Origin of the sequence: Enterobacter dykesii (assembly GCF_008364625.2) — a bacterium.
In the GTDB taxonomy this organism is placed as follows: Bacteria; Pseudomonadota; Gammaproteobacteria; order Enterobacterales; family Enterobacteriaceae; genus Enterobacter; species Enterobacter dykesii.
In genome coordinates this window covers 3931619-3956897 of the sequence record NZ_CP126604.1, presented here as the reverse complement: position 1 = coordinate 3956897, position 25279 = coordinate 3931619, and the positions used below count along the sequence as shown (strand labels likewise).

24 protein-coding genes and 1 other RNA gene are annotated in these 25279 nt (G+C 55.6%); 11 read left to right on the top strand and 14 right to left on the bottom strand.

Annotation, left to right across the window (positions count from 1 at the left end):
- Nucleotides 1-10: 10 nt before the first annotated feature.
- Nucleotides 11-1306 (bottom strand): tagatose-bisphosphate aldolase subunit KbaZ, encoded by a 1296-nt coding sequence (kbaZ, locus tag F0320_RS18840; protein ID WP_233443234.1) that lies wholly within the window; start codon nucleotides 1304-1306, stop codon nucleotides 11-13.
- Nucleotides 1307-1557: 251 nt separating this feature from the next.
- Between kbaZ and F0320_RS18835 the strand changes: the two genes are divergently transcribed.
- Nucleotides 1558-2361, top strand: a complete 804-nt coding sequence (locus F0320_RS18835) for a DeoR family transcriptional regulator (RefSeq protein WP_126329214.1) — start codon at nucleotides 1558-1560, stop codon at nucleotides 2359-2361.
- A gap of 45 nt (nucleotides 2362-2406) precedes the next feature.
- Here the strand turns inward: F0320_RS18835 and garD are convergent, their stop codons facing one another.
- Entirely contained in the window at nucleotides 2407-3978 is a 1572-nt protein-coding gene (gene garD, locus F0320_RS18830; RefSeq protein WP_126329215.1) for a galactarate dehydratase, read from the bottom strand.
- A 374-nt stretch (nucleotides 3979-4352) separates the two neighbouring features.
- Here garD and garL point away from each other — a divergent pair, with 374 nt between their 5' ends.
- The 8 genes from garL (at nucleotide 4353) to pflB (ending at nucleotide 14048) form a co-directional block, all read left to right on the top strand.
- Nucleotides 4353-5123: a 2-dehydro-3-deoxyglucarate aldolase gene (garL, locus tag F0320_RS18825; RefSeq protein WP_023309303.1), complete on the top strand. Its 771-nt coding sequence runs from the start codon at nucleotides 4353-4355 to the stop codon at nucleotides 5121-5123.
- Between the two features lie 21 nt (nucleotides 5124-5144).
- Nucleotides 5145-6035 carry a 2-hydroxy-3-oxopropionate reductase gene (gene garR, locus F0320_RS18820; protein WP_126329216.1) on the top strand — a complete coding sequence of 297 codons (891 nt, stop codon included), beginning with the start codon at nucleotides 5145-5147 and terminating at the stop codon, nucleotides 6033-6035.
- 59 nt (nucleotides 6036-6094) lie between these two features.
- An RNA gene (rnpB, locus tag F0320_RS18815) (RNase P RNA component class A) lies at nucleotides 6095-6471 on the top strand.
- 676 nt (nucleotides 6472-7147) lie between these two features.
- Entirely contained in the window at nucleotides 7148-8068 is a 921-nt protein-coding gene (gene tdcA, locus F0320_RS18810; RefSeq protein WP_008501504.1) for a transcriptional regulator TdcA, read from the top strand.
- Nucleotides 8069-8168: 100 nt separating this feature from the next.
- Complete coding sequence (tdcB, locus tag F0320_RS18805; protein WP_032640996.1) at nucleotides 8169-9158, top strand: bifunctional threonine ammonia-lyase/L-serine ammonia-lyase TdcB; 990 nt, start codon at nucleotides 8169-8171, stop codon at nucleotides 9156-9158.
- A 9-nt stretch (nucleotides 9159-9167) separates the two neighbouring features.
- Nucleotides 9168-10499, top strand: coding sequence for a threonine/serine transporter TdcC (tdcC, locus tag F0320_RS18800; RefSeq protein WP_023333551.1), 1332 nt, complete (start codon nucleotides 9168-9170; stop codon nucleotides 10497-10499).
- A gap of 30 nt (nucleotides 10500-10529) precedes the next feature.
- Nucleotides 10530-11738 carry a propionate kinase gene (tdcD, locus tag F0320_RS18795; RefSeq protein ID WP_126329421.1) on the top strand — a complete coding sequence of 403 codons (1209 nt, stop codon included), beginning with the start codon at nucleotides 10530-10532 and terminating at the stop codon, nucleotides 11736-11738.
- Nucleotides 11739-11753: 15 nt separating this feature from the next.
- On the top strand, nucleotides 11754-14048 hold the full coding sequence (pflB, locus tag F0320_RS18790) for a formate C-acetyltransferase (protein ID WP_126329217.1): 2295 nt from the start codon (nucleotides 11754-11756) through the stop codon (nucleotides 14046-14048).
- A gap of 294 nt (nucleotides 14049-14342) precedes the next feature.
- Here the strand turns inward: pflB and F0320_RS18785 are convergent, their stop codons facing one another.
- Nucleotides 14343-15044, bottom strand: a complete 702-nt coding sequence (locus F0320_RS18785; RefSeq protein ID WP_023309295.1) for a pirin family protein — start codon at nucleotides 15042-15044, stop codon at nucleotides 14343-14345.
- Nucleotides 15045-15148: 104 nt separating this feature from the next.
- Here F0320_RS18785 and yhaJ point away from each other — a divergent pair, with 104 nt between their 5' ends.
- Complete coding sequence (yhaJ, locus tag F0320_RS18780; protein ID WP_008503135.1) at nucleotides 15149-16051, top strand: DNA-binding transcriptional regulator YhaJ; 903 nt, start codon at nucleotides 15149-15151, stop codon at nucleotides 16049-16051.
- 41 nt (nucleotides 16052-16092) lie between these two features.
- On the opposite strand, the gene F0320_RS18775 is transcribed toward yhaJ, so the two are convergent.
- The 11 genes from F0320_RS18775 to F0320_RS18725 all read right to left on the bottom strand — a co-directional run bounded on the left by F0320_RS18775 (nucleotide 16093) and on the right by F0320_RS18725 (nucleotide 23390).
- Nucleotides 16093-16458, bottom strand: a complete 366-nt coding sequence (locus F0320_RS18775) for a DUF805 domain-containing protein (protein ID WP_023615581.1) — start codon at nucleotides 16456-16458, stop codon at nucleotides 16093-16095.
- 106 nt (nucleotides 16459-16564) lie between these two features.
- On the bottom strand, nucleotides 16565-17551 hold the full coding sequence (locus F0320_RS18770) for a glutathione S-transferase family protein (protein ID WP_047652750.1): 987 nt from the start codon (nucleotides 17549-17551) through the stop codon (nucleotides 16565-16567).
- Nucleotides 17552-17621: 70 nt separating this feature from the next.
- A complete protein-coding gene (locus F0320_RS18765; protein ID WP_023309292.1) occupies nucleotides 17622-18014 on the bottom strand; it encodes a DoxX family protein in 393 nt (130 codons plus the stop codon).
- A 251-nt stretch (nucleotides 18015-18265) separates the two neighbouring features.
- Entirely contained in the window at nucleotides 18266-18562 is a 297-nt protein-coding gene (locus F0320_RS18760; protein WP_014885330.1) for a YqjK-like family protein, read from the bottom strand.
- Nucleotides 18559-18957 (bottom strand): phage holin family protein, encoded by a 399-nt coding sequence (locus F0320_RS18755; RefSeq protein ID WP_014885329.1) that lies wholly within the window; start codon nucleotides 18955-18957, stop codon nucleotides 18559-18561. The genes F0320_RS18760 and F0320_RS18755 overlap by 4 nt, the downstream gene beginning before the upstream one ends.
- Nucleotide 18958: 1 nt before the next feature.
- Nucleotides 18959-19264, bottom strand: coding sequence for a DUF883 family protein (locus F0320_RS18750; protein WP_008503141.1), 306 nt, complete (start codon nucleotides 19262-19264; stop codon nucleotides 18959-18961).
- A gap of 31 nt (nucleotides 19265-19295) precedes the next feature.
- A complete protein-coding gene (locus F0320_RS18745) occupies nucleotides 19296-19664 on the bottom strand; it encodes a DUF1090 domain-containing protein (RefSeq protein WP_047652751.1) in 369 nt (122 codons plus the stop codon).
- Between the two features lie 142 nt (nucleotides 19665-19806).
- On the bottom strand, nucleotides 19807-20190 hold the full coding sequence (mzrA, locus tag F0320_RS18740; RefSeq protein WP_048974671.1) for an EnvZ/OmpR regulon moderator MzrA: 384 nt from the start codon (nucleotides 20188-20190) through the stop codon (nucleotides 19807-19809).
- A 2-nt stretch (nucleotides 20191-20192) separates the two neighbouring features.
- On the bottom strand, nucleotides 20193-20855 hold the full coding sequence (gene yqjA / locus F0320_RS18735; protein ID WP_008503144.1) for a DedA family general envelope maintenance protein YqjA: 663 nt from the start codon (nucleotides 20853-20855) through the stop codon (nucleotides 20193-20195).
- A 344-nt stretch (nucleotides 20856-21199) separates the two neighbouring features.
- Nucleotides 21200-21976 (bottom strand): transcriptional regulator ExuR, encoded by a 777-nt coding sequence (gene exuR, locus F0320_RS18730; RefSeq protein WP_126329218.1) that lies wholly within the window; start codon nucleotides 21974-21976, stop codon nucleotides 21200-21202.
- Nucleotides 21977-22091: 115 nt separating this feature from the next.
- Nucleotides 22092-23390, bottom strand: coding sequence for an MFS transporter (locus F0320_RS18725; RefSeq protein WP_023309287.1), 1299 nt, complete (start codon nucleotides 23388-23390; stop codon nucleotides 22092-22094).
- A 475-nt stretch (nucleotides 23391-23865) separates the two neighbouring features.
- On the opposite strand from F0320_RS18725, the gene uxaC reads away from it, so the two are divergent.
- The gene (gene uxaC / locus F0320_RS18720) at nucleotides 23866-25278 is read left to right on the top strand and encodes a glucuronate isomerase (protein ID WP_126329219.1); all 1413 of its coding nucleotides are present in this window, start codon (nucleotides 23866-23868) and stop codon (nucleotides 25276-25278) included.
- The last annotated feature ends 1 nt before the right edge of the window (nucleotide 25279 follow it).

Here is a 25279-nt window from a genome sequence, read left to right as displayed (position 1 = left end):
TCTTTTTTAATTATGCGTTTTGAGTCGTTACGCCTTCGCAGGCGGCGTGGTACTGCTGGAGTATGTCCTGAATGTGGTCGATGATGAGTTCCCGTGGCGTTGACTTGAGAGCGCCCTCGCGAACTTTGCCGTACTGCAGCGGCAGGTACTGGCTGATCAGCGGCAGAGGAACAGGCTCGTCTGCCAGGTTACGCACCAGCCGTGCAAAGGCGTCGTCAATTTGGCTGTCCGGCCAGTAGTAGCGCACGCGGTCTGAGTAGCTGTAGCCGCGCGCCAGGCGACGCGCGTTGCCGTCACCGTGGTAATGGCTTTGCCAGTATTCCGGACGGTCGAGCATGACGTTTTCCAGCACGTGACGCAGGCCGGAGCTGGCTTTTGCCGGCAGCAGCTCCTCTTCTATGGCGGCCAGCGAAAACAGCGCCTCGCGCAGGGCGAAGGTCAGGGCGGGGCCAACTTTCAGAATGGCAAAGTGATCGTTAACCAGCTGGCGCAGCGCCTGCGGCGTCTGGTAGTCGGTGGAGTGCGCTTCAAACACCAGCGTATCGTAGGCTTCAACCATTTTGCTCAGGGCAACGGCTTTCTGCGGCTGATAGTCGCAGACGTGCGCGTGGTCGAACTCCACGCCAGGCTGGACCACCAGGCCAATAATGCGCGGCCAGATATCGCTTAAGCCTTCCTTTTCAAACGCGTGGCGGTGCGCTTCAAGCGTGGCGCGGGCCGCGTCCGGCGTGGTGACGGCAAGTTCGGTGAGCGTCTCGTGCGCGCCACCGGGAACCGGCACTTCCGTACCGATAACGTAGACCAGATCGGATTCACCAAACCGCTCGCGACAGGTCGCTTCGGCGATCTTCGCCAGGCGTGCGGCGCGACCGGCGACGATCGCGTCGGTCAGGGGAACGGGGTCGTCCTCGCAGGACATGCTGCAGTCGAGGTGGATCTTTTTGAATCCGGCGGAAACATAGCTTTTGATCAGGTCGTCGGCATTTGCCATTGCCTGTTCTGCAGGGAGATTTTGCCAGCGGTTAGGGCCCAGGTGATCGCCGCCGAGGATCAGCTGTGACGTCGGGAAACCGAGCGACTCGGCCAGCCGGCAGACAAACCCGTGAAAATCCGCAGGCGTCATGCCGGTATAGCCGCCAAACTGATCCACCTGGTTGGAGGTGGCCTCGATCAGCAGCGGCGACTGACGCGAATGCGCGTAACGAATGGCTGCTTCAAGTACCAGCGGATGTGCGGAACAGACGGCATAGATCCCGTTTGAATTCCCTCGTTTATGTTGTTCCACCATTTCTGTCAGATGTTTCACTTTCCTCTCCATTTCGGATGGTCATGATATTTATCTTTCGTTTTGTTTCATTTAATCCTGCATCATGGTGATATAAAAATAAAACGAAAGATAATAGTTTTCCGATCTGTTTCACAAAAGAAACATAATGAAAGGTTTCAGCGCCGTGTTGGCTTGCGTCTGTACGTAAGGCGGGACTTGCATTCCCGAAAAAGAAAGGCCTTAATAGGCAAAACGAAATGAAACGAAAGAATATTGATTAAGGATCTCGTATGAGCAGCACCGATTCATCCGCGGAAAAGCGCATCACCGGCACCAGTGAAAGGCGAGAGCAGATCATTCAGCGGTTGCGGGCGCAGGGAAGCGTGCAGGTTAACGATCTGTCTCATCTGTACGGTGTATCGACGGTGACGATCCGCAACGATCTGGCGTTTCTGGAGAAGCAGGGCATCGCCGTTCGCGCCTACGGCGGGGCATTGATTTGCGAAGGCAATGCGCCGGGCGCTGAGCCTTCCGTGGAGGATAAAAGCTCGCTGAATACGGCGGTGAAGCGCAGTATCGCGCAGGCCGCTGCCGCGCTGGTCAAACCCGGGCACCGTATTATTCTGGACTCCGGCACCACGACGTTTGAAATCGCCCGCATGCTGCGCCAGCACACGGACGTGATTGCGATGACCAACGGGATGAACGTGGCGAATGCGTTGCTGGAAGCGGAAGGCGTGGAATTGCTGATGACCGGTGGGCACTTGCGCCGTCAGTCGCAATCCTTCTACGGTGACCAGGCAGAACAGTCGCTACAGAATTACCATTTTGACCTGCTGTTCCTCGGCGTCGATGCCATCGATCTCGACCGCGGCGTGAGTACGCATAACGAAGACGAAGCCCGTCTGAACCGCAAAATGTGCGAGGTGGCGGAGCGTATTATCGTTGTCACGGACTCCAGCAAATTTAACCGTTCAAGCCTGCATAAAATCATTGATACGCAAAGGATTGATATGATTATTGTCGATGAAGGCATTCCGGCGGAGAGCCTGGACGGGCTGCGAAAAAGCGGGATTGAGGTGGTGCTGGTTTAAGTTTTTTACCCTCTCCCCTATGGGAGAGGGCAGGGTGAGGGGAAATTACGTCACCGGTGCCGGGTTAAACACCGCCAGCTGATTATGCAGTCCCCACTGGTCGGAGAACGTTTTCTTCCGCCCGCTGGCGACATCCAGAATGAAGTGGAACAGCTTCCAGCCCACGTCCTCAATGCTTTCTTCTCCGGTGGCGATGGTGCCCGCGTTGATATCCATTAAGTCATACCAGCGGTTCGCCAGCTCGGTACGGGTCGCCATCTTGATCACAGGCACCGCCATCAGGCCGTACGGCGTGCCGCGCCCGGTGGTAAAGACCTGTACCGTAATGCCGGATGCCACCTGCTGCGTGCCGCAAACGAAATCGCTGGCCGGCGTTGCCGCGTAGATTAGGCCGCGTTTCGTCGGACGCTGGCCCGGAGAGAGGACTTCCACAATTGCGCTCTGGCCGGATTTGGCAATCGATCCAAGGGCTTTTTCCACCACGTTTGCCAGGCCGCCTTTTTTGTTCCCCGGAGACGGGTTGGCGCTGCGGTCGGTTTTGCCCATATCGAGATAGCTATCGTACCAGGCCATTTCCTCGAGCAGGCGCTTACCGACCTCTTCATTAACGGCGCGTGGTGTGAGCAGATGGATGGCATCACGCACTTCGGTTACCTCGGAAAACATCACCGTGGCGCCGCAGCGAACAAGCAGATCGGACGCATAGCCCACCGCCGGGTTGGCCGTCACGCCGGAGAAGGCATCGCTGCCGCCGCACTGGGTGCCCACTACCAAATCAGAGGCCGGGCAGGTTTCGCGCTGGCGCTTGTTGAGCTTGTCCAGATGGCGTTCAGCCACCTGCAGAATATCGTCGACCATTGAGCGGAAACCCACGTGGCGTTCGTCCTGCAGGCGCACGATGCTGGCCTCGTCTGCCGGAATGGCTTTGACATCCTCGGTACCCTGCAGCAGGCGCTCTGGCTGCAATTTTTCACACCCCAGACCGATGACCATCACCTCGCCGCCAAAGTTCGGGTTCAGGGCGATATTGTGGATGGTACGGATAGGCACCACGGCAGCGGGGGCGTTAATCGCCACGCCGCAGCCGTAGAGGTGGTTCAGGCCAACCACGCCGTCGACGTTCGGGTATTTCGGCAGCAGATCGCGTTCGATGATTTTCACCACGTAGTCCACCACACCCGCCACGCAGTGCACGCTGGTGGTAATGCCAAGCAGATTCTTGGTACCGACGCTGCCGTCCGCGTTGCGGTAGCCTTCGAAGGTATAGCCTTCCAGCGGAGGAAGCGGTTCCGGCACGCGGGTCGCCAGCGGAAGCGTGTTCAGCGGTGGCGCTTCCGGCAGCGCCACCAGGGACTCCTCAACCCAGCTGCCCTGCGGTATAGATCGAACGGCATAGCCGATGACTTCACCGTAACGTACGATTTCGCTGTTAGCAGGGATATCCACCAGGGCGACTTTATGTCCCTGCGGAATATGCTCAATCAGTTCCAGCCCGTCCGGAAAGCGGGTGCCCGCTTTTAAGCCATTGTCGTTGACAATAATCGCCACATTATCAATGTCGTGGACTTTTATATAAAACGCCGTCGGCGATGCCTGTCGAATTTCAATGTCGGCCATTGTTCAGTATTCTCCAGCAAAGTGTCTGATAATAAATTCAGCCAATTTTCTAATTGTAGAAATAAATACGCGGCTTTCAGAATTAAAGCATGTCAGCATAGGGAACATGAAAATGTGATCGCGATCGCTCCCGAGCCAGTAATGCCTGATTCTGTGCATTAGCGCCCAGCGCCTTGTGCATATGCAAAAAAATTTATCGAAATGCACCTCAATGCTTGAGCATTAAAACAATGTACGGTCGTGGATTGCGTTTTATACTGAATGACGAATTTAAAACGCCAAAATACGTCAGAATAATAAATATAATGCTGGTGCGGTGTCTGAATAAATAAAATGATGCTGATATAGGCTGCGGAATTAAAAAGGTAAATAAGATGAATAACGATATCTTCCCGAATAAATTTAAAGCGGCCCTCGCGGCGCACCAGATTCAGATTGGCTGCTGGTCCGCGCTGGCAAACCCAATCAGCACCGAAGTGCTGGGCCTGGCCGGGTTCGACTGGCTGGTGCTGGACGGCGAACATGCGCCGAACGATATCAGCACCTTTATTCCGCAGCTGATGGCGCTGAAAGGCAGCCCCAGCGCCCCGGTAGTGCGCGTGCCAACTAACGAGCCGGTAATTATCAAGCGCCTGCTGGATATCGGTTTCTACAACTTCCTGATCCCGTTTGTGGAGACGGAAGAACAAGCGGCGCTGGCCGTAGCCTCTACGCGCTATCCGCCAGAAGGGATCCGCGGCGTTTCCGTTTCGCATCGCGCCAATATGTTTGGCACCGTGCCGGACTACTTCGCGCAGTCCAACAGCAACATCACCATTCTGGTTCAGATCGAGAGCCAGCAGGGCGTTGATAACGTTGATGCGATTGCGGCCACAAACGGCGTGGACGGCATCTTCGTCGGGCCAAGCGATCTGGCGGCCGCCTTTGGCCACCTGGGTAACGCCGGCCACCCTGACGTGCAGCGCGCGATCCAGCACATCTTTGCCCGCGCTAAAGCACACGGCAAACCGTGCGGCATTCTGGCGCCGGTTGAGGCTGACGCCCGTCGCTATCTGGAGTGGGGAGCCACGTTTGTTGCCGTTGGCAGCGACCTCGGCGTATTCCGCTCAGCCACGCAGAAATTAGCCGACGCTTTTAAAAAATAACCATCATTGAGGAAACAGATTATGACGCTGAAAGTGGGTTTTATTGGCCTGGGCATCATGGGTAAACCAATGAGTAAGAATCTCATCAAAGCGGGTTACTCGCTGGTGGTATCCGATCACAATCCGCAGGCCGTGGCAGAGGTAATGGCGGCGGGCGCTGAAACGGCCACCACCGCGAAGGCCATTGCCGAGCAGTGCGACGTCATCATCACCATGCTGCCAAACTCACCGCATGTTAAAGAGGTTGCGCTGGGTGAGAACGGCATTATCGAAGGTGCGAAGCCGGGTCTGGTGCTGATCGATATGAGCTCTATCGCACCGCTTGCAAGCCGTGAAATCAGCGAGGCGTTAAAAGCGAAAGGCGTCGATATGCTGGATGCGCCGGTCAGCGGCGGTGAGCCGAAAGCGATCGACGGCACGCTGTCGGTGATGGTCGGCGGTGATAAAGCCGTTTTCGATAGATTTTACGATCTGATGAAAGCAATGGCGGGCTCCGTGGTGCATACCGGGGACATCGGGGCGGGTAACGTGACCAAGCTGGCCAACCAGGTGATTGTGGCGCTGAACATTGCCGCCATGTCCGAAGCGCTGACGCTGGCAACCAAAGCGGGCGTCAATCCGGATCTGGTCTATCAGGCCATTCGCGGCGGTCTGGCGGGCAGTACCGTGCTGGATGCCAAAGCGCCGATGGTCATGGATCGTAATTTCAAACCCGGTTTCCGCATCGACCTGCATATCAAAGATCTGGCGAACGCGCTGGATACCTCTCACGGCGTAGGCGCGCAGCTGCCGCTGACCGCGGCGGTCATGGAGATGATGCAGGCGCTGCGTGCCGATGGCCTGGGCACGGCCGACCACAGCGCGATTGCGTGCTACTACGAAAAACTGGCGAAGGTGGAAGTGGCGCGTTAATCACGCCTTGCCCACACCTGAGGGTGACAGCGGCGCGCAAACCCTCTATACTGCGCGCCGAAGCTGACCAGACAGTCGCCGCTTCGTCGTCGTCCCTTTCGGGGGAGACGGGCGAAGGGGAGGAAAGTCCGGGCTCCATAGGGCAGGGTGCCAGGTAACGCCTGGGGGGGAAACCCACGACCAGTGCAACAGAGAGCAAACCGCCGATGGCCCGCGCAAGCGGGATCAGGTAAGGGTGAAAGGGTGCGGTAAGAGCGCACCGCGCGGCTGGTAACAGTCCGTGGCACGGTAAACTCCACCCGGAGCAAGGCCAAATAGGGGTTCACATGGTACGGCCCGTACTGAACCCGGGTAGGCTGCTTGAGCCAGCGAGCGATTGCTGGCCTAGATGAATGACTGTCCACGACAGAACCCGGCTTATCGGTCAGCTTCAACTTCTTAAAAAACCCCGCCTCGGCGGGGTTTTTGCTTTCCGGGTGATGCTGGATGGGTAAGCGCAGCGCCGGACAAACGACATCAATTCTCATATTTGCGACATTAAGCACATTTCACTGTTTTTATCCCTTCAGTATCGCTTCTGCATCTATAGACGATCGTCATCACAAAATTTCACGCTAAAAAACACACGATTTTTAGTATTGATAATTTGTTATGTTTGTTGCTTTTATGATCGCGAATGTTTTCTCGTTTGATATGCATATATTGAAATCAAATACATTTACCCCGTGAATATGTGACGCATTCCACTCTTTTCCACAAACCTGAAAATTCGCATCGGAAAAATTTAATAAACTGAAAGAATGTTTCAAACCAATAGCGGTTATTTATTGGTCTTTAATTGCCTGAAAGATCGTCTTTATTGATTTTTTTAACGCAGAAAAATTTATCAAGGTTATCGCCATAAAATAAATTTATTGCTACTGATTTTATTGATCGATATCAGCGTAATGGTGTGGCTGAAATTATTCATTTTATTGATAGTAAAGGTTTTTTTAGGCTGTTGTTGTTCCAGTGAAGCGTGCGGAAAAGCAAATTGTGAGTGACAGCACATACCCCCTTAAACACTATTAGGTAGAATCCGCTCCGTCATAGGGAAATAAGCGCAGAATATTATGAACACTATTATTCTACCGAAAACACAGCACCTCGTGGTATTTCAGGAAGTCATTAAAAGTGGCTCCATAGGTTCTGCAGCAAGACAGCTTGGCCTGACGCAACCCGCCGTTAGCAAAATCATCAGCGATATTGAGTCCTACTTCGGCGTGGAAGTGATGGTGCGTAAAAACACCGGAGTAAAACTCACTGCCGCGGGCCAGGTTCTGCTCTCGTACTCCGAGTCGATCACCCGCGAAATGAAAAACATGGTGAGTGAGATTAACAGCCTGAGTTTCAGCACCGTTATGGACGTCTCCTTTGGCTACCCGTCGCTGATCGGCTTTACCTTCCTGTCCGAGATGATCAAAAAATTCAAGGAAGTGTTTCCGAAAGCACGCGTCTCGATGTATGAAGCCCAGCTCTCCTCTTTCCTTCCGGCCATTCGCGACGGCCGTCTGGATTTCGCCATTGGCACGCTAAGCGATGAAATGCTGCTGCAGGATCTGCACGTCGAACCGCTGTTTGAGTCCGAGTTTGTGCTGGTCGCCAGCAAAACGCGAACGTGCACCGGCCCGACGACACTGGCATCGCTCACGCACGAGCAGTGGGTGATGCCGCAAACCGATATGGGCTACTACAAAGAACTTCTGACCACCCTGCAAGACAACCACATCAGCATCGAAAACATCGTCCAGACCGATTCCGTCGTCACCATTTATAATCTTGTGCTGAATGCCGATTATCTGACGGTCATTCCCCGCGACATGATTGCGCCGTTCGGTTCTGACCAGTTTATTGTGCTGCCCGTAGAAGATGAATTACCCGTGGCGCGTTATGCCGCCGTGTGGTCAAAAAATTACAGGATTAAAAAATCGGCGTCAGTATTAGTTGAGCTGGCAAAACAATATTCGTCGATGAATATCGAAAGACGACGATGAATAATGAGTATTGATTTAAAAAACACCCAGAGCTTATCTCTGTAGCGCTCTGATACCCTGACTTTGCCTGAAAAGAATGAATTATTATAACGAGGATATTATGCATATTACCTACGATCTCCCGGTAACGATTGAAGATATTCAGGACGCCAGAAAACGACTGGCAGGAAAAATATATAAAACCGGTATGCCTCGCTCGAATTATCTCAGCGAACGCTGTAAGGGCGAAATATTCCTGAAGTTCGAGAACATGCAACGTACCGGCTCGTTTAAGATCCGCGGCGCGTTTAACAAATTAAGCTCGCTGACCGACGCTGAAAAACGCAAAGGCGTTGTCGCCTGCTCCGCGGGGAACCACGCGCAGGGTGTGTCCCTCTCCTGCGCCATGCTTGGCATCGACGGTAAAGTGGTGATGCCGATGGGCGCGCCGAAGTCTAAGGTGGCCGCGACGCGCGACTACTCGGCGGAAGTGGTGCTGCACGGCGAGAACTTCAACGACACCATCGCCAAAGTCAGCGAAATCGTCGAGATGGAAGGGCGTATTTTTATTCCGCCGTACGATGACGCCAAAGTGATTGCCGGGCAGGGCACCATCGGTCTGGAAATTCTCGAAGATTTATACGACGTGGATAACGTTATTGTGCCTATCGGCGGCGGCGGTTTAATTGCCGGGATTGCGACGGCAATTAAATCCATCAACCCCACCATTAATATCATCGGCGTGCAGTCAGAAAATGTTCACGGCATGGCGGCATCGTATCAGGCCGGAGAAATAATGAGCCATCGCGTTACCGGCACGCTGGCCGACGGCTGTGATGTTTCTCGTCCCGGTAATTTACCGTTCGAAATTGTTCGCGAGCTGGTTGATGACATTGTGCTGGTCAGCGAAGACAACATTCGCGACAGCATGATCGCGCTTATTCAGCGAAATAAAGTGGTGACGGAAGGTGCCGGCGCGCTGGCCTGTGCCGCGTTATTAAGCGGCAAGCTTGACCACTATATTCAGGGTCGTAAAACCGTCTGCATTATTTCCGGCGGCAATATCGATCTCTCCCGTGTTTCCCAAATTACCGGCTTCGTTGACGCATAAAGGTGACCTATGAGCAACACAGAAAGCATTATCGTTGGCCAGACAAAGACGTCCTCCTGGCGTAAGTCTGATACCACATGGACGCTCGGCCTGTTTGGTACCGCCATTGGCGCAGGCGTGCTGTTCTTCCCCATCCGCGCAGGCTTTGGTGGATTGATCCCTATCCTGCTGATGCTGGTTCTCGCGTTCCCGATTGCGTTTTACTGCCACCGCGCGCTGGCGCGTTTGTGCCTCTCCGGCAGCAACGTCTCCGGCAACATCACTGAAACGGTGGAAGAGCATTTTGGCAAAACCGGCGGGGTGGTGATCACCTTCCTCTACTTCTTCGCCATTTGCCCGCTGCTGTGGATTTACGGCGTCACTATTACCAACACCTTTATGACCTTCTGGGAAAACCAGCTCCAGCTGCCTGCGCTGAACCGCGGCGTGGTGGCGCTGTTCCTGCTATTGCTGATGGCCTTTGTTATCTGGTTTGGTAAAGACCTGATGGTGAAGGTCATGAGCTTCCTGGTGTTCCCGTTTATTGCCAGCCTGGTGCTGATCTCCCTGTCGCTGATCCCTTACTGGAACTCCGCGGTGATTGACCAGGTCAACCTGAGCGATATCGCCTTCACCGGTCATGACGGCATTCTGGTCACGGTGTGGCTGGGTATCTCCATCATGGTCTTCTCCTTCAACTTCTCGCCTATCGTCTCCTCGTTTGTGGTCTCCAAGCGCGAAGAGTACGAGCCTGAGTTCGGTAAAGAATTCACCGAGCAGAAATGTTCCAAAATCATCGGTCGCGCCAGCCTGCTGATGGTGGCCGTGGTGATGTTCTTCGCCTTTAGCTGCCTGTTTACGCTCTCTCCGCAGAACATGGCGGACGCCAAGGCGCAGAACATTCCGGTGCTCTCTTACCTGGCGAACCACTTTGCGTCAATGTCCGGCACCAAGTCGACGTTCGCGACGGTACTGGAATACGGTGCCTCCATCATCGCGCTGGTGGCTATCTTCAAATCCTTCTTCGGTCACTACCTGGGCACGCTGGAAGGGCTGAACGGCCTGATCCTCAAGTTCGGCTACAAGGGCGATAAGAAGAAAGTCTCCGTTGGCAAACTGAACACCATCAGCATGGTGTTCATCATGGGCTCCACCTGGGTTGTGGCCTACGCCAACCCGAACATTCTGGATCTTATTGAAGCCATGGGCGCACCAATCATCGCCTCTCTGCTGTGCCTGCTGCCGATGTACGCCATCCGCAAAGCGCCGGCGCTGGCGAAGTACAAAGGGCGCACCGAGAACATCTTCGTTACCGCGGTCGGGCTGCTGACCATTCTGAATATCGTTTACAAACTGTTCTAACCCATTGCTCAGGAAGAGCGGAGTCACATGATGATTGAGTTTCCGGTTGTACTGGTTATTAACTGCGGATCGTCCTCTGTTAAGTTTTCGGTGCTCGACGCCAGCAGCTGCGATGCCCTGATGACGGGCATTGCAGATGGGATCAACACCGAGAAGGCCTTTATTTCCGTGAACGGGGGTGAGCCAGCCAGAATGGCTCACCAGGACTACGAAGGGGCGCTGGCTGCCATCGCCCTGGAGCTGGAGAAGCGTAACCTGATGAGCAGCGTGGCCTTAATTGGCCACCGCATTGCGCACGGAGGAAATCTCTTCAGCGAGTCGACCCTGATCACGGAAGAGGCGATCGCACAGATCCGCCAGGTCTCCCCGCTGGCACCGCTGCATAACTACGCCAACCTGAGCGGCGTGGAAGCGGCAGAGCGCCTGTTCCCGGGCGTGCAGCAGGTCGCGGTATTTGACACCAGCTTCCACCAGACGCTGCCGCCGCAGGCGTATCTGTACGGATTGCCGTACCGCTATTTTGAAGAGCTGGGCGTGCGCCGCTACGGCTTCCACGGGACCTCTCACCGCTACGTGGCCGCGCAGGCGCATACGCTCCTCGGGCTTTCCCCCGACGACAGCGGCCTGGTGATTGCCCATCTCGGTAACGGGGCGTCCATCTGCGCGGTGCGCAACGGCGAAAGCGTCGACACCTCGATGGGGATGACGCCGCTGGAAGGGCTGGTAATGGGGACGCGCTGCGGCGATGTGGACTTCGGCGCGATGGCGTGGATTGCCCAGCAGACCGGCCAGTCGTTCGAGGATCTGGAGCGCGTGGTCAATAAAGAGTCCGGGTTGCTTGGGATCTCCGGCATCTCCTCCGATTTACGTACGCTGGAGAAAGCCTGGCACGAAGGCAACGAGCGGGCGCAGCTGGCAATACACACCTTTGTTCACCGCATTGCGCGACATATCGCCGGTCACGCGGCGTCGCTGCACCGCCTGGATGGGGTGATCTTTACCGGCGGCATTGGCGAAAACTCGAAGCTTGTCCGCGCGCTGGTGGCGGACCATCTGAAAGTCTTCGGCATCGTTCTCGACGACGCCAAAAATGCCCTGCAGGGCAGCGCGGGTGAGCGCGTGATTTCCACCGAGTCGTCCCGCGTGGCCTGCGCGGTTGTCCCTACCAACGAAGAAAAAATGATCGCGCTGGACGCCCTCCGTCTTGGAAAGGTTATCCCGGCCGCGGCTTACGCCTGATAAAGCGAGAAATACATGAAAGTAACAATCGATACGGGCGTCGCGCCCTACAGCGACGCATGGGCCGGGTTTCGCGGTGAAGAATGGAAAAACGCCGTCAACGTCCGCGATTTTATTCAGCATAACTACACCCCTTATGAAGGCGATGAAGCTTTCCTCGCGCAGGCGACGCCAGCAACGACGGCGCTGTGGCAGAAGGTAATGGTCGGCATTCGCCAGGAGAATGCCACCCACGCCCCGGTGGATTTTGACACCAACATTGCCACCACCATTACGGCCCACGGGCCGGGCTATATCGACCAGGATCTGGAGACGATCGTCGGCCTGCAAACCGATAAGCCGCTCAAGCGCGCGCTGCATCCTTATGGCGGGATCAACATGATCCGCAGTTCGTTCGAAGCCTATGGCCGGGAGATGGATCCGCAGTTCGAATACTTGTTTACCGACCTGCGCAAAACCCACAACCAGGGCGTGTTTGACGTCTATTCGCCGGAGATGATGCGCTGCCGTAAATCCGGCGTGCTGACCGGCTTGCCGGACGGCTACGGGCGCGGACGCATCATCGGTGACTATCGCCGCGTGGCGCTATACGGGATCGCTTATCTGGTGCGCGAGCGCGAACTGCATTTTGCCGATCTGCAGGGCAGGCTGGAGCGCGGTGAAGATCTGGAGGCGACGATCCGCCTGCGCGAAGAGCTGGCGGAGCACAAGCGCGCGCTGCTGCAGATCCAGCAGATGGCGGCCAGCTATGGCTTTGATATCTCGCGTCCGGCGATGAGCGCTCAGGAAGCGGTGCAGTGGGTCTATTTTGCCTACCTGGCAGCGGTGAAATCCCAGAACGGCGGGGCGATGTCGCTGGGGCGCACGGCCTCGTTCCTCGATATCTACATTGAACGCGACATGCAGGCGGGGCGGCTGAATGAAATCCAGGCGCAGGAGCTGATCGACCACTTCATTATGAAGATCCGCATGGTGCGCTTCCTGCGCACGCCGGAGTTCGACACGCTCTTCTCCGGCGATCCGATCTGGGCGACGGAAGTGATTGGCGGCATGGGGCTGGACGGCCGCACGCTGGTGACCAAAAATAGCTTCCGCTATCTGCATACCCTGCACACCATGGGGCCTGCGCCGGAGCCGAACCTAACGATCCTCTGGTCTGAACAACTGCCGATTGCGTTCAAGAAATACGCCGCGCAGGTTTCGATCGTCACCTCTTCGCTGCAGTATGAGAACGACGATCTGATGCGTGCGGACTTCAACAGCGACGACTACGCCATTGCCTGCTGCGTCAGCCCGATGGTGATCGGCAAGCAGATGCAGTTCTTTGGCGCGCGCGCCAACCTCGCCAAAACGCTGCTGTACGCGATCAACGGCGGGGTGGACGAGAAGCTGAAGATTCAGGTCGGCCCGAAAACCGAGCCGCTGCTGGACGACGTGCTGGATTACAATACCGTGATGGCGAGCCTCGACCACTTTATGGACTGGCTGGCGGTGCAGTACATCAGCGCCCTGAATCTCATTCATTACATGCATGATAAGTACAGCTACGAAGCCTCGCTGATGGCGCTGCACGACCGCGACGTCTATCGCACCATGGCCTGCGGCATTGCCGGGCTGTCGGTGGCGGCGGATTCCCTGTCGGCCATTAAATACGCCACGGTGAAGCCGGTGCGCGACCATACCGGTCTGGCGGTCGATTTCGTAATTGAAGGGGACTATCCGCAGTACGGCAACAACGACGACCGCGTGGACAGCATCGCCTGCGATCTGGTGGAGCGCTTTATGAAGAAAATTCAGGCGCTGCCAACCTACCGCAACGCGGTGCCAACCCAGTCGATTCTGACCATCACCTCCAACGTGGTGTACGGCCAGAAGACCGGGAACACGCCGGACGGGCGCCGCGGCGGCACGCCGTTTGCGCCTGGCGCGAACCCGATGCACGGCCGCGACAGAAAAGGGGCTGTGGCCTCGCTAACGTCGGTGGCCAAGCTGCCGTTCACCTATGCCAAAGACGGGATCTCCTACACCTTCTCCATCGTGCCGCAGGCGCTGGGCAAGGACGAGCTGGTGCGCAAAACCAACCTGGTGGGGCTGCTGGACGGGTATTTCCATCACGAAGCGTCCATTGAGGGCGGGCAGCATCTGAACGTTAACGTTATGAACAGGGAGATGCTCCTCGATGCCATTGCGCATCCCGAGAACTACCCGAACCTGACCATCCGCGTTTCGGGCTATGCGGTGCGGTTTAATGCGCTGACGCGTGAGCAGCAGCAGGATGTGATTTCGAGGACGTTTACGCAATCTATCTGACGACATTCAGTTCTCATGCCCCCTCAACGCAGGGGGCATTTTTTTTGCCCGCTAAACCTACAAAATTGTTTATATAATTACTCACACATCTTCATCCGCTCTTGAAAAACAATACGCCTGCTTTTCCCTATCACAGCATGTAAGGACAGTAAGATGATGAAAATGACCCGAATTGCGCTGGTCGCCGCCTCGCTGGCAGCGTGATTTCGTACGTCGCGAACGGCGCCGGATGATTCTGCCGTGGCTTGATCGGTTCCCTCTCCCATTGGGAGAGGGTTAAGGTGAGGGCATTCTCTAAACCGGTAAATCAATCAGCAGCGCGCGCAGCGGCGTATCCGCCACCAGCGTGATATTCGCTTCATCACGAATAAACGCCCCGTCGCCGCAGGTGAGCGCTTCTTTCTCTTCCGTGTGCGTCACCGCATGCACCGTACCGTGAATAGACTGCAAATAGGCGCGCGGACCATGAAGCTGGAAGCTCGCCTGTTCACCTTTCTTCAGTTCGATATGGTGCAGCCACACCTGCTGGCGCAGCTGCAGGCTACCTTTACTGCCGTCCGGTGATGCAATCAGCTGCTGTTTATCGCCCGTTAAATCTAACTTCTGTACCAGCGGATTTTCCCGCTCGGGGCAGGCGTCCAGCCACAGCTGCATGCGGGTCAGCGTTTTATCTTTGCTGAGGTTATGCTCGCTGTAGCTGATGCCCGGCTGCGTGGAAATTAACAACGCTTCGCCAGCCTTTGCCTGGACATGATTGCCCTCGCTATCGCGGTATTCTGCCTCGCCTTCCAGGATCAGGTTCAGGATATCGACTTTCGGGTACGTACGCGGCTGGAAGGAGGCGCCCGGGGCGAGCACTTCCTGATTCAACACGCGCAATGAAGCGTAACCGAGGAGTTTAGGGTCAAAGTAGTGTCCAAAGGAAAAGGTGTAGCGGGCCTGCAGCCAACCGAAATCGGCTTGTCCGCACTGTTTAGCTGTTCTTGTCGTAATCATAAACTTGACCTCTCTTTACACTAAAACAATGGTAAAGGTATGGACGCTGCATTGTTAGCCAGATATTCTGCCCGGTATGTTCAAATTTCCTGAATGAGAACGAGATGGCTAAAGAGAGAGCATTGACGCTTGAGGCGCTTCGCGTCATGGACGCGATTGACCGGCGCGGCAGTTTTGCGGCGGCGGCAGATGAGCTTGGGCGCGTTCCGTCTGCGCTAAGCTACACCATGCAGAAGCTGGAGGAAGAGCTGGACGTGGTGCTGTTTGACCGCTCCGGTCATCGAACAAAATTCACCAACGTGGGGCGAATGCTGCTGGAGCGCGGCCGCGTGCTGCTGGAAGCGGCGGACAAGCTCACGACGGACGCCGAAGCGCTGGCGCGCGGCTGGGAAACCCATCTGACGTTAGTTACCGAAGCGCTGGTGCCGACTGAAGCGCTGTTCCCGCTGGTGGACCGCCTGGCGGCGAAGGCTAATACGCAGCTGTCCATCATCACCGAGGTGCTGGCAGGCGCGTGGGAACGTCTGGAGACGGGCAGGGCGGATATTGTCATCGCCCCGGACATGCACTTCCGCTCATCGTCGGAAATCAACTCGCGCAAGCTCTACAGCGTGATGAACGTTTACGTTGCCGCACCCAACCACCCGATTCATCAGGAGCCGGAGCCGCTCTCTGAAGTGACGCGCGTGAAGTATCGCGGCGTGGCGGTAGCGGATACCGCGCGCGAGCGTCCGGTGCTGACGGTGCAGCTTCTGGATAAGCAGCCTCGTCTGACGGTAACTTCGCTGGAAGACAAAAGGCAGGCGCTGCTGGCCGGTCTGGGCGTGGCGACAATGCCGTACCCCTTTGTGGAAAAAGATATTGCGGAAGGGCGACTGCGTGTCGTGAGCCCGGAGTACACCAGCGAAGTGGATATCATTATGGCATGGCGTCGCGACAGCATGGGCGAAGCCAAATCGTGGTGCCTGCGAGAAATTCCAAAGCTCTTTGCGCACCACAACAAATAAGCGTACAGGCCCGGTAAGCGTAAGCGCCACCGGGCAGTAATTTACGCGCCGATCTTAGGATCCGGACCAAAGCGGTTTTCGCCCGGCGTCCCGCTCTGGCAGTTGAAGATCAAAATCACGATCCAGCCCACAATCGGGATCAGCAGCAGCAGTAACCACCACGCCGAACGATCGGTATCGTGCAGCCGACGGAACAGTACCGCCCACGATGGCAGCAGGACTAACAGGCCATAGATGGTGGTCAGTACGCCTTCACCGCCAGCCCGCTCCCAGCCAAGAATTTTATCCACGATGCCCAGCACCATAATCAGGACGAAGTTCACCAGAACGAACATCCAGTACTCTTTGCGGCGGGCGCGGCCACCAAATCCAATGTAGTTACGCAGTACTTTTAAATACCAGTCCATTTTCCTTGCCTCATTAGTCAGTCAATCACTTGTTTTCTAAGCGATCGAGGTAAGGATAGATGGAGATTGTGAATTAAAAAAGGGCATCTGTTGATGCCCTTAATATTTAGCCAAATCGGACGTCGCGCCCGTGAGGTTCATCCAGATCCTGCCACGGCCCAATGGAGATAATGCCCGTTGGGTTGATGGTTTTGTGGCTGCGGAAATAGTGGGTGCGAATATGGTCGAAGTCGACCGTTTCGGCGATCCCTTGCATCTGGTAGATGTCGCGCAGGAAACCATGCAGGTTCAGGTAATCGCTGATGCGGTGCTTGTCGCACTTAAAGTGGGTGACATAGACCGGATCGAAGCGAACCAGCGTGGTCCACAGGCGAATATCCGCTTCCGTCAGGCGATCGCCCGTCAGGTAGCGATGCTGGCCCAGGATCTGCTCGAGACGCTCAAGCGATTCAAACACCTTTCCGACCGCTTCGTCATACGCTTCCTGGCTGGTGGCGAAACCGGCCTTGTAGACACCGTTGTTGACGTTGTCGTAAATCCAGCTGTTCAGCTCGTCAATTTTCTCACGCAGCTCAACCGGATAGTAATCTCCGGCACGGGCGCCGTGCGCGTCAAAGGCGGTATTGAACATGCGGATGATTTCCGCAGACTCATTGCTGACAATCGTCTGGTTTTTCTTGTCCCACAGCACCGGCACGGTAACGCGCCCGGTGTAGTGAGGATCGGCGCGCAGATAGAGCTGGTAAAGGAAATCGTGGTGGTAAAGATCGTCGCCGGTCGCCGCGGGGAAATCACTGTCAAACGTCCAGCCGTTTTCCAGCATCAGCGGGTTCACGACCGAAACCGGAATTAAGGATTCGAGACCTTTAAGCTTGCGCACAATCAGCGTGCGGTGTGCCCACGGGCAGGCAAGCGAAACATAAAGATGATAACGGTCTTTCTCAGCCGCGAAGCCGCCTTCGCCGCTCGGGCCCGGCGCACCGTCGGCGGTCAGCCAGTTACGGAAGGCCGAAACTGAGCGCTTGAAGCGACCTCCGGTGGATTTGGTGTCATACCAGACATCCTGCCATACGCCGTCTACGAGTTGTCCCATTTTTCTCCTCCGTCAGATAGCAAAAGCGAGGAGATGTCTCCTCGCTTTGTGTTCATTCAGTATAGCGTGCTTACCATTTCTTATTCAGAACGCGGTCGATGCTGTATGCGCCCGGGCCAGTGACGGCCAGCAGCAGGAAGCCACCCGCGATGGTCAGGTTTTTCATGAACATCAGAGAGTTCACGCCTTCCGCAAAGTTGCTGTGGAAGATGAACGCTGTCAGCACGGTGAAGCCTGCGGTAAACAGTGCGGTGGTACGGGTCAGGAAGCCGAACAGTACCGCCAGGCCGCCGCCGAACTCAAGAAGAATGGTCAGCGGCAGCAGGAACCCCGGAACGCCCATGGCTTCCATATACTGCTGGGTACCCGCATAACCGGTGATTTTTCCCCAACCTGCCACGATGAACAGAATTGGCATCAGAATACGCGCTACCAGTACACCAACATCTTCTAATTTTTTCATTTTACTCTCCAGGAAACCACATGAGCGGCTGAACATTATTTGTCTGCAATTCCGGGTAGATACCGCGGCGTTGCTGTCGATGGAGAGGATAATAAACGGGGCGGGTGGTAATTGTTAGCAAGGAAAACTGTCAATCTTCTTCAAAGATATTGAGTAAAGGGCGTGCGCGCTGGTGCCCTCACCCAACCCTTTCCCACGGGGAGAGGGCGCAAAAACAAAAAACGGTAACCTGAGTTACCGTTTTGCTTTTATCACCGCAGCTGCTGCTGTCGCAACGTGGCTTTCACCAGACGCCAGGCGCTCCAGGCGCCGAATCCACGGCGTGCCCAGCGGATGAGCATATTTGGATGACGAACCGTCCAGATAGCCATCACGCTGCTGCCGACCAGCGCCCATGAGCGCAGGCTCAGGAAGGTGTTCCAGCCGCGGTCAAACCGTCGCGTCGCGTCAATCCAGTCGCGGCGGCTGGCAGACAGATCCAGCCGTTGCTGCTGGATCTGACTTAACAGGTACGCTTTTCGCTTCTGACGTTCCGCTTTATCGCTCACGGCTTGTCATCCTCCAGCAGAGCGCGATCGTTCGCCAGCTCCTGACGCGTATGGCGAAGGAAAGTGGACTTGCGCGCTTTACGCAGCGTCCAGATACCGCCTATCAACGCTGCGACCAGCAGAACGACGGTGGTGGCAATCATCGCGTTAAGACGATACTGCGGGTCAATGGCCCAGATGATTAACACCATCAGGCTCATCAGACCAAACGCGGCGAAGAGCATGGTCAGTCCGAGCATCAGCAGCATCTGGAAGAGGTTCGCTTTCTCCTCTTCCAGCTCGACCACTGCCAGCCGGACGCGCGTTTCGGCAATCCCGACCAGCGTCGTTAAAATACGCTGGCCGATGCCGAGGACGTTGTTAGCAGGCCCTTGTGCGTGACGAGGATCTTCCATATCAACGACGCGTCAGAAGGACACCCAGTACCACACCCACTGCGGCACCAATCCCTACACCCGTCCATGGATTATCACGCACATATTCGTCCGCGCGGGCAGCCGCTTCGCGGGTCTGTTTCGCCAGCGCATCACCGGTTTCACCCAGGCGATAACGGCTCTCTTTCAGCGCCTGCTCCGCCTTGCTGCGCAGCTTGCTGACCTCTTCTTTTGACTTGTCAGCAGAGGAGTTCAGCACCTCTTCAAGGGTATCGGCCAGGGATTTCAGTTCAGCGCGCAGATGTTCAGACGTCGTATCTTTTGACATGATTCTCTCTCCTGTTGAGATTTCCGTTAACTCAATAATCGCGAGCTTCCAGCGCTTTCAGGTCATCCTGCGCTTCTTTCAACTTCTTCTCGCGCTTGGCAATTTTTTCCGCATCCCCTTTCTCTTTCGCTTCCTGCAGGTCGCGACGGCGCTCGGCTATCTCGTCCTTCTGTTCAGCGATTTTCTTCTGGTGGTCGGCACGAAGCTTGCTGTCTGAACAGTTCGCTTTCACTTCGCTAAGCGCTTTTTTAAGACCATCAACACGGTGCTGATTGTTATGCTTTTCGGCATAACCGATCTCACGCTGAATATCCTGTTCTTTCTCATGACAGAGAGAGTTTGCGAAGGATGCTGTGCTTAAAGAAAAAAGGGCCAGAGCCAGAGTCATGCGGAATTTCATTATCGAAACCTTCCATTGTGTGGCGGCATAAGCCGCTATCCAAAGTTATGCGGAGTACATTGAGGGGTGCTCCACGTACTTAAGCATAGTAAGTAAACGGGGGATTCACCAAAGTGAGTGAAAAGATTCGGAATCCTGGAAGTTATCCGAACCGATGCGACGTATCGCGAATCAATGAGAGCCAGGCAGCTGGCTGACTCTCATCTTCCTGCTGGGCAATGATATACCCGTGCGGCAACGTACGGTCGAGAACCACTTTCGCGGCGGCACTTTGCGCACGGGAATCAAACTTGATCAGTAAAACGTCATCCTGCGGGGTAATGCTCTTGAAGCGGATCCCGTTCGCGTCCAGATGATGCCAGACAGAAAAACCGTCAGGCACGCTGGCACCCTGGTTTACCGGGCGGATGGCCAGCGTCGATTCCTGATGCGAAAGCGCGCTCCATGCCAGCAGCATGGCGCTGAGGACGATCAGCGTAATCACGGCAACGGCAAAACGGCGCAGGGCGAGCGGTGAGATAGCCATCGTTAGCCTCTGGCTCCGTATTTCTTTTTCCACAGCACGACCAGTGAGCCAATCAGGCCGAAGACCAGCAGCACAACGGGCAGCAGCATCAGGCAGGACATCAGCTGGTCTTCATATTTCATGAAGACCGGGGTTTTCCCCAGCGCATAGCCCAGCGTCGTCAGAATAAGCACCCATAACAGGCCGCTCATCCAGTTAAAGAACTGGAAGCGGGCGCTGCTCAACCCTGACAGACCGGCAATGGTCGGCAACAGGGTGCGAACAAAGGCGATAAAGCGGCCAATCAGCAGTGCGGAAAGCCCGTGCTTGTGGAAAAGGTGGTGCGCCCGCTGGTGATAATGTGCGGGAAGATGAGAGAGCCAGTTCTGGACGATCCGGGTATTGCCCAGCCATCGTCCCTGAATATAGCTCACCCAGCAGCCGAGGCTGGCCGCAACGGTCAGTAATAAAATGGTTTGTGGAAACGCCATCGCCCCTTTGGCGCAAAGCACGCCGACAAGCACCAGCAAACTGTCACCGGGCAGGAAGGCAGCAGGCAGCAAGCCGTTCTCAAGGAACAGGATCATAAACAAGACGAAATAGAGCATGCCAATCATGGAAGGGTTGGCCAGCGTTTCAAAATCCTGCGCCCAGAGGGCATGCAGTAGTTGGGTCAAAAGTTCCATTCAGTGTTCCTGGAAATCGGTTAACGTCACGCCTGTTATCCGGGACAAACAGCACGGCGACATTGTTGTGATTTCATTATGGTCGCTCGCGGACACATTGCGGTGTGGCCAACACTGTTCCCTGTTAATTGGCTGGTTAGCAAGCACTAACTTACAAAATAAGGAATTGAATCCAATTGTAACAAAGCCCAACGTTCTGCGTCACAGAATTTGCAGGCGTGAGTTGATTTTGGCGTAAGCCCAGGAAGTGAGCGAGGGGATTTACAAAGGCTGACACTATATATGTTTTGCTTACCCACTGAAGCCGGAAGGCGCAACGTAGCGCCTGCCAGCAGAAAGGTCATCTATTTTGAGGCACTGGACGCCGTATCGAGATGAACAACAGGATTATCGGCAAAAAGATAGCGGTCAGCGTTAAATTCGAAGTCATCGCTGGTTTCGTTGAACAGCATCTGCTTGGTGTTTTCCAGGTGCTGCCACATCGCCAGCTTGGCGGCATGTGGATCTTTACGAATCAGCGCCTTAAGGATTTGGTCGTGATCGTCGCACCAGTTGTCGACGGTACGGGAATCGATATGGTCGTGCAGTTTTTTCCAGTACGGGTTGTGAACGCGCTGAGTCCACATTTTTTCTACGATTGCCGCCAGGGCCGTATTTTGGGTTGCCAGGGCGACCTGAACGTGGAACTGAAGATCCCACTCTGAATCGCGGAAACATTTTTCCTTACGGGCATTCTCCTGGATTTCCATCAGCTTCATGATGTCCTGCTTGGTCACCTGCGTCGCCGCAAACTCAGCAATATTGCTTTCGATCAGTTGGCGAGCCTGGAGCAGCTCAAACGGGCCATAGCTGGCGAATTCAAGACTTTCATCCGCGACGGGAGAGTGTTTCGGCAGATTAGAAATCACGTGAATGCCGGAGCCTTTGCGCACCTCAACGTAGCCTTCCACTTCCAGCATGATAATTGCTTCACGCACCACGGTGCGGCTCACGCTTTTTTCATCCGCGATAAAGCGCTCGGCGGGAAGTTTATCACCGACAAGATAGACCCCTTGCTCGATGCGATCTTTCAGCTCCGCAGCAAGTTGTTGATACAAACGACGTGGTTCGGTGATTTCCATATGCGCTCCAGGCAGGGTACGGCAGATGATTTGTTATACCACTTTTGCGTGCCACTCTCCAGATTTTGCCATTAAAAAAGCCGCCCGGAGGCGGCTTCGGCGAAACGCATTTTCGCTAACTCTGCGTAGCCGGTTTGCCAAGGGACTCTTTCGCCAGCTCCTCTGCCGATTTGCTTTTCAGCACCGTCCAGATAACTACCGCACCCATCAGGTCGAAGATCGCCAGCACCGCGAACAGCGGGCTGAAGCCGATGGTATCCGCCAGCGCGCCGACCACCAGTGCAAACATGGTGCTCGCGGTCCAGGCGGCCATGCCGGTCAGGCCGTTGGCGGTTGCCACTTCGTTACGACCAAAGACGTCAGAAGAGAGCGTAATCAGCGCGCCCGACAGGGACTGGTGAGCAAAGCCACCGATGCACAGCAGGGCAATGGCGACGTACGGGCTGGTGAACAGGCCAATCATGCCCGGGCCAATCATCAGCAGCGCGCCCATGGTCACCACCATTTTGCGGGAAACAATCAGGTTCACGCCAAACCAGCGCTGGAACAGCGGTGGCAGGTAGCCGCCCACGATACAGCCCAGGTCAGCGAACAGCATTGGCATCCAGGCGAACATCGCGATCTCTTTCAGGTTAAAGCCGTACACTTTAAACATGAACAGCGGGATCCACGCGTTAAAGGTCCCCCAGGCTGGTTCAGCCAGGAAACGCGGCAGAGCGATACCCCAGAACTGACGGGTGCCCAGGATCTGCCAGACGGTCATTTTTTTGCCGTTGTTGGTCTGATGCTGCGCTTCCTGACCGCCAATGATGTATTCGCGTTCTTCTTCAGAGAGCTTTTTCTGATCGCGCGGGTGTTTATAGAATACCAGCCACGCCATCGCCCAGGCAAAGCTCAGCACGCCTGAGATGATGAACGCCATCTGCCAGCTGTGCATCACGATGGCCCACACCACCAGCGGCGGCGCTATCATCGCCCCGATGGACGAGCCCACGTTGAAGTAGCCGACGGCAATGGAACGCTCTTTCGCCGGGAACCACTCGGAGCTGGCCTTCAGACCCGCCGGGATCATCGCGGCTTCTGCCGCACCGACCGCACCGCGCGCCAGCGCCAGTCCACCCCAGCTGCCTGCCAGCGCGGTTGCGCCGCAGAACACCGCCCAGGCGATGGCGAAGAAGGCATAACCGATTTTGGTACCGAGAATATCCAGCACATAGCCAGCAACAGGCTGCATGATGGTATAAGCCGCGGAATAGGCGGCAATGATGTAGGAGTATTGCTGCGTGGAGATATGCAGCTCTTCCATCAACGTTGGCGCTGCTGCTGCCACGGTGTTACGCGTCAGGTAGCCCAGCACGGTGCCTAACGTCACCAGCGCGATCATATACCAACGTAACCCTTTAATTTTACGCATCTAAAACCTCATCGTTATGTTATTTCCGCGCCAGAGCACGGCAACCTCTCAACCGTTTCCGGGAGCAGTTGTGTAACGGGAGGGGCGTAACCAGGAGCATGTCCCGGAACGGCCCGAACCTTGCCATAAGTAAGCGTGCATAAGTCGGTATCCGTACCGTTAAACCCGATGTCTCTCACACCGGTAATGCATTCCGTCGGCTGAGTGTTTGCGACGGCGAAAAGATAACTTGTCATACAACTTTAAAAGGTGAGTGACATCACAAATGTATGATTCTTTGTGGGGACATTAATCTTCGCGCGCAAAGCCAGAATTGGCGCGGTCTGCAGAAGGGTTTACTCCATTGAGGGTAATTTATTTGTTGGCGTTTATTGATCTCACTCACGAAAAAAGCTTCGGTTGGTGGAAATTGGTGTGATAACTTTGCAGCATATGAACATACGCTTTCTGCGCTCCCGTAATGAGGAAGACGATAATGACGCCGTTTATGACCGAAGATTTTCTGTTAGATACCGAATTTGCTCGCCGCCTTTACCACGACTATGCAAAAGACCAGCCGATTTTCGACTACCACTGCCATTTACCGCCGCAGCAGGTTGCCGAAAATTATCGCTTCAAAAACCTGTATGACATCTGGCTGAAGGGTGACCACTACAAATGGCGTGCCATGCGCACCAACGGCGTGGCCGAGCGCCTGTGTACCGGCGATGCGACCGACCGCGAGAAATTTGACGCCTGGGCGGCAACCGTTCCGCACACCATCGGCAACCCGCTCTACCACTGGACCCATCTTGAGCTTCGCCGTCCGTTTGGCATCACCGGCAAGCTGCTCTCCCCAACGACCGCGGATGAAATCTGGGATCGCTGCAACGCGCTGCTGGCGCAGGATAACTTCTCCGCGCGCGGCATCATGAAGCAGATGAACGTTAAGATGGTGGGCACCACCGACGATCCGATTGACTCCCTGGAACATCACGCCGTTGTCGCGAAAGACACCTCTTTCGATATCAAAGTGCTGCCAAGCTGGCGCCCGGACAAAGCCTTCAACATTGAGCAGGCCACCTTCACCGACTACATGGCGAAGCTGGCGGAAGTGTCGGATACCGACATCCGTCGTTTCACCGATCTGCAAACCGCGCTGACCAAACGTCTGGATCACTTCGCGGCGCACGGCTGTAAAGTGTCTGACCACGCGCTGGACGTGGTGCTGTTTGCGGAATCAAACGAAGCCGAGCTGGACAGCATTCTGGCGCGTCGTCTCTCTGGCGAAGTCTTAAGCGAGCACGAAGTGGCGCAGTTCAAAACGGCGGTGCTGGTATTCCTCGGTGCGGAATACGCGCGTCGCGGCTGGGTACAGCAGTACCATATTGGCGCGCTGCGCAATAACAACCAGCGCCAGTTCAAACTGATCGGTGCTGACGTAGGCTTCGACTCCATCAACGACCGTCCGCTGGCGGAAGAGCTGTCAAAACTGCTGAGCAAACAGAACGAACAAAACCTGCTGCCTAAAACCATCCTGTACTGCCTGAACCCGCGCGATAACGAAGTGCTGGGTACCATGGTCGGCAACTTCCAGGGCGAAGGGATGCCGGGCAAGATGCAGTTCGGTTCCGGCTGGTGGTTTAACGATCAGAAAGACGGCATGGAGCGTCAGATGACGCAGCTGGCGCAGCTGGGTCTGCTGAGCCGCTTTGTCGGCATGCTGACCGACAGCCGCAGCTTCCTGTCCTATACCCGTCATGAATATTTCCGCCGCATTCTGTGCCAGATGATTGGCCGCTGGGTACACGCGGGCGAAGCGCCAGCGGATATCCAGCTGTTGGGCGAAATGGTGAGAAACATCTGCTTTAACAATGCGCGTGACTACTTCGCCATTGAACTGAACTAAG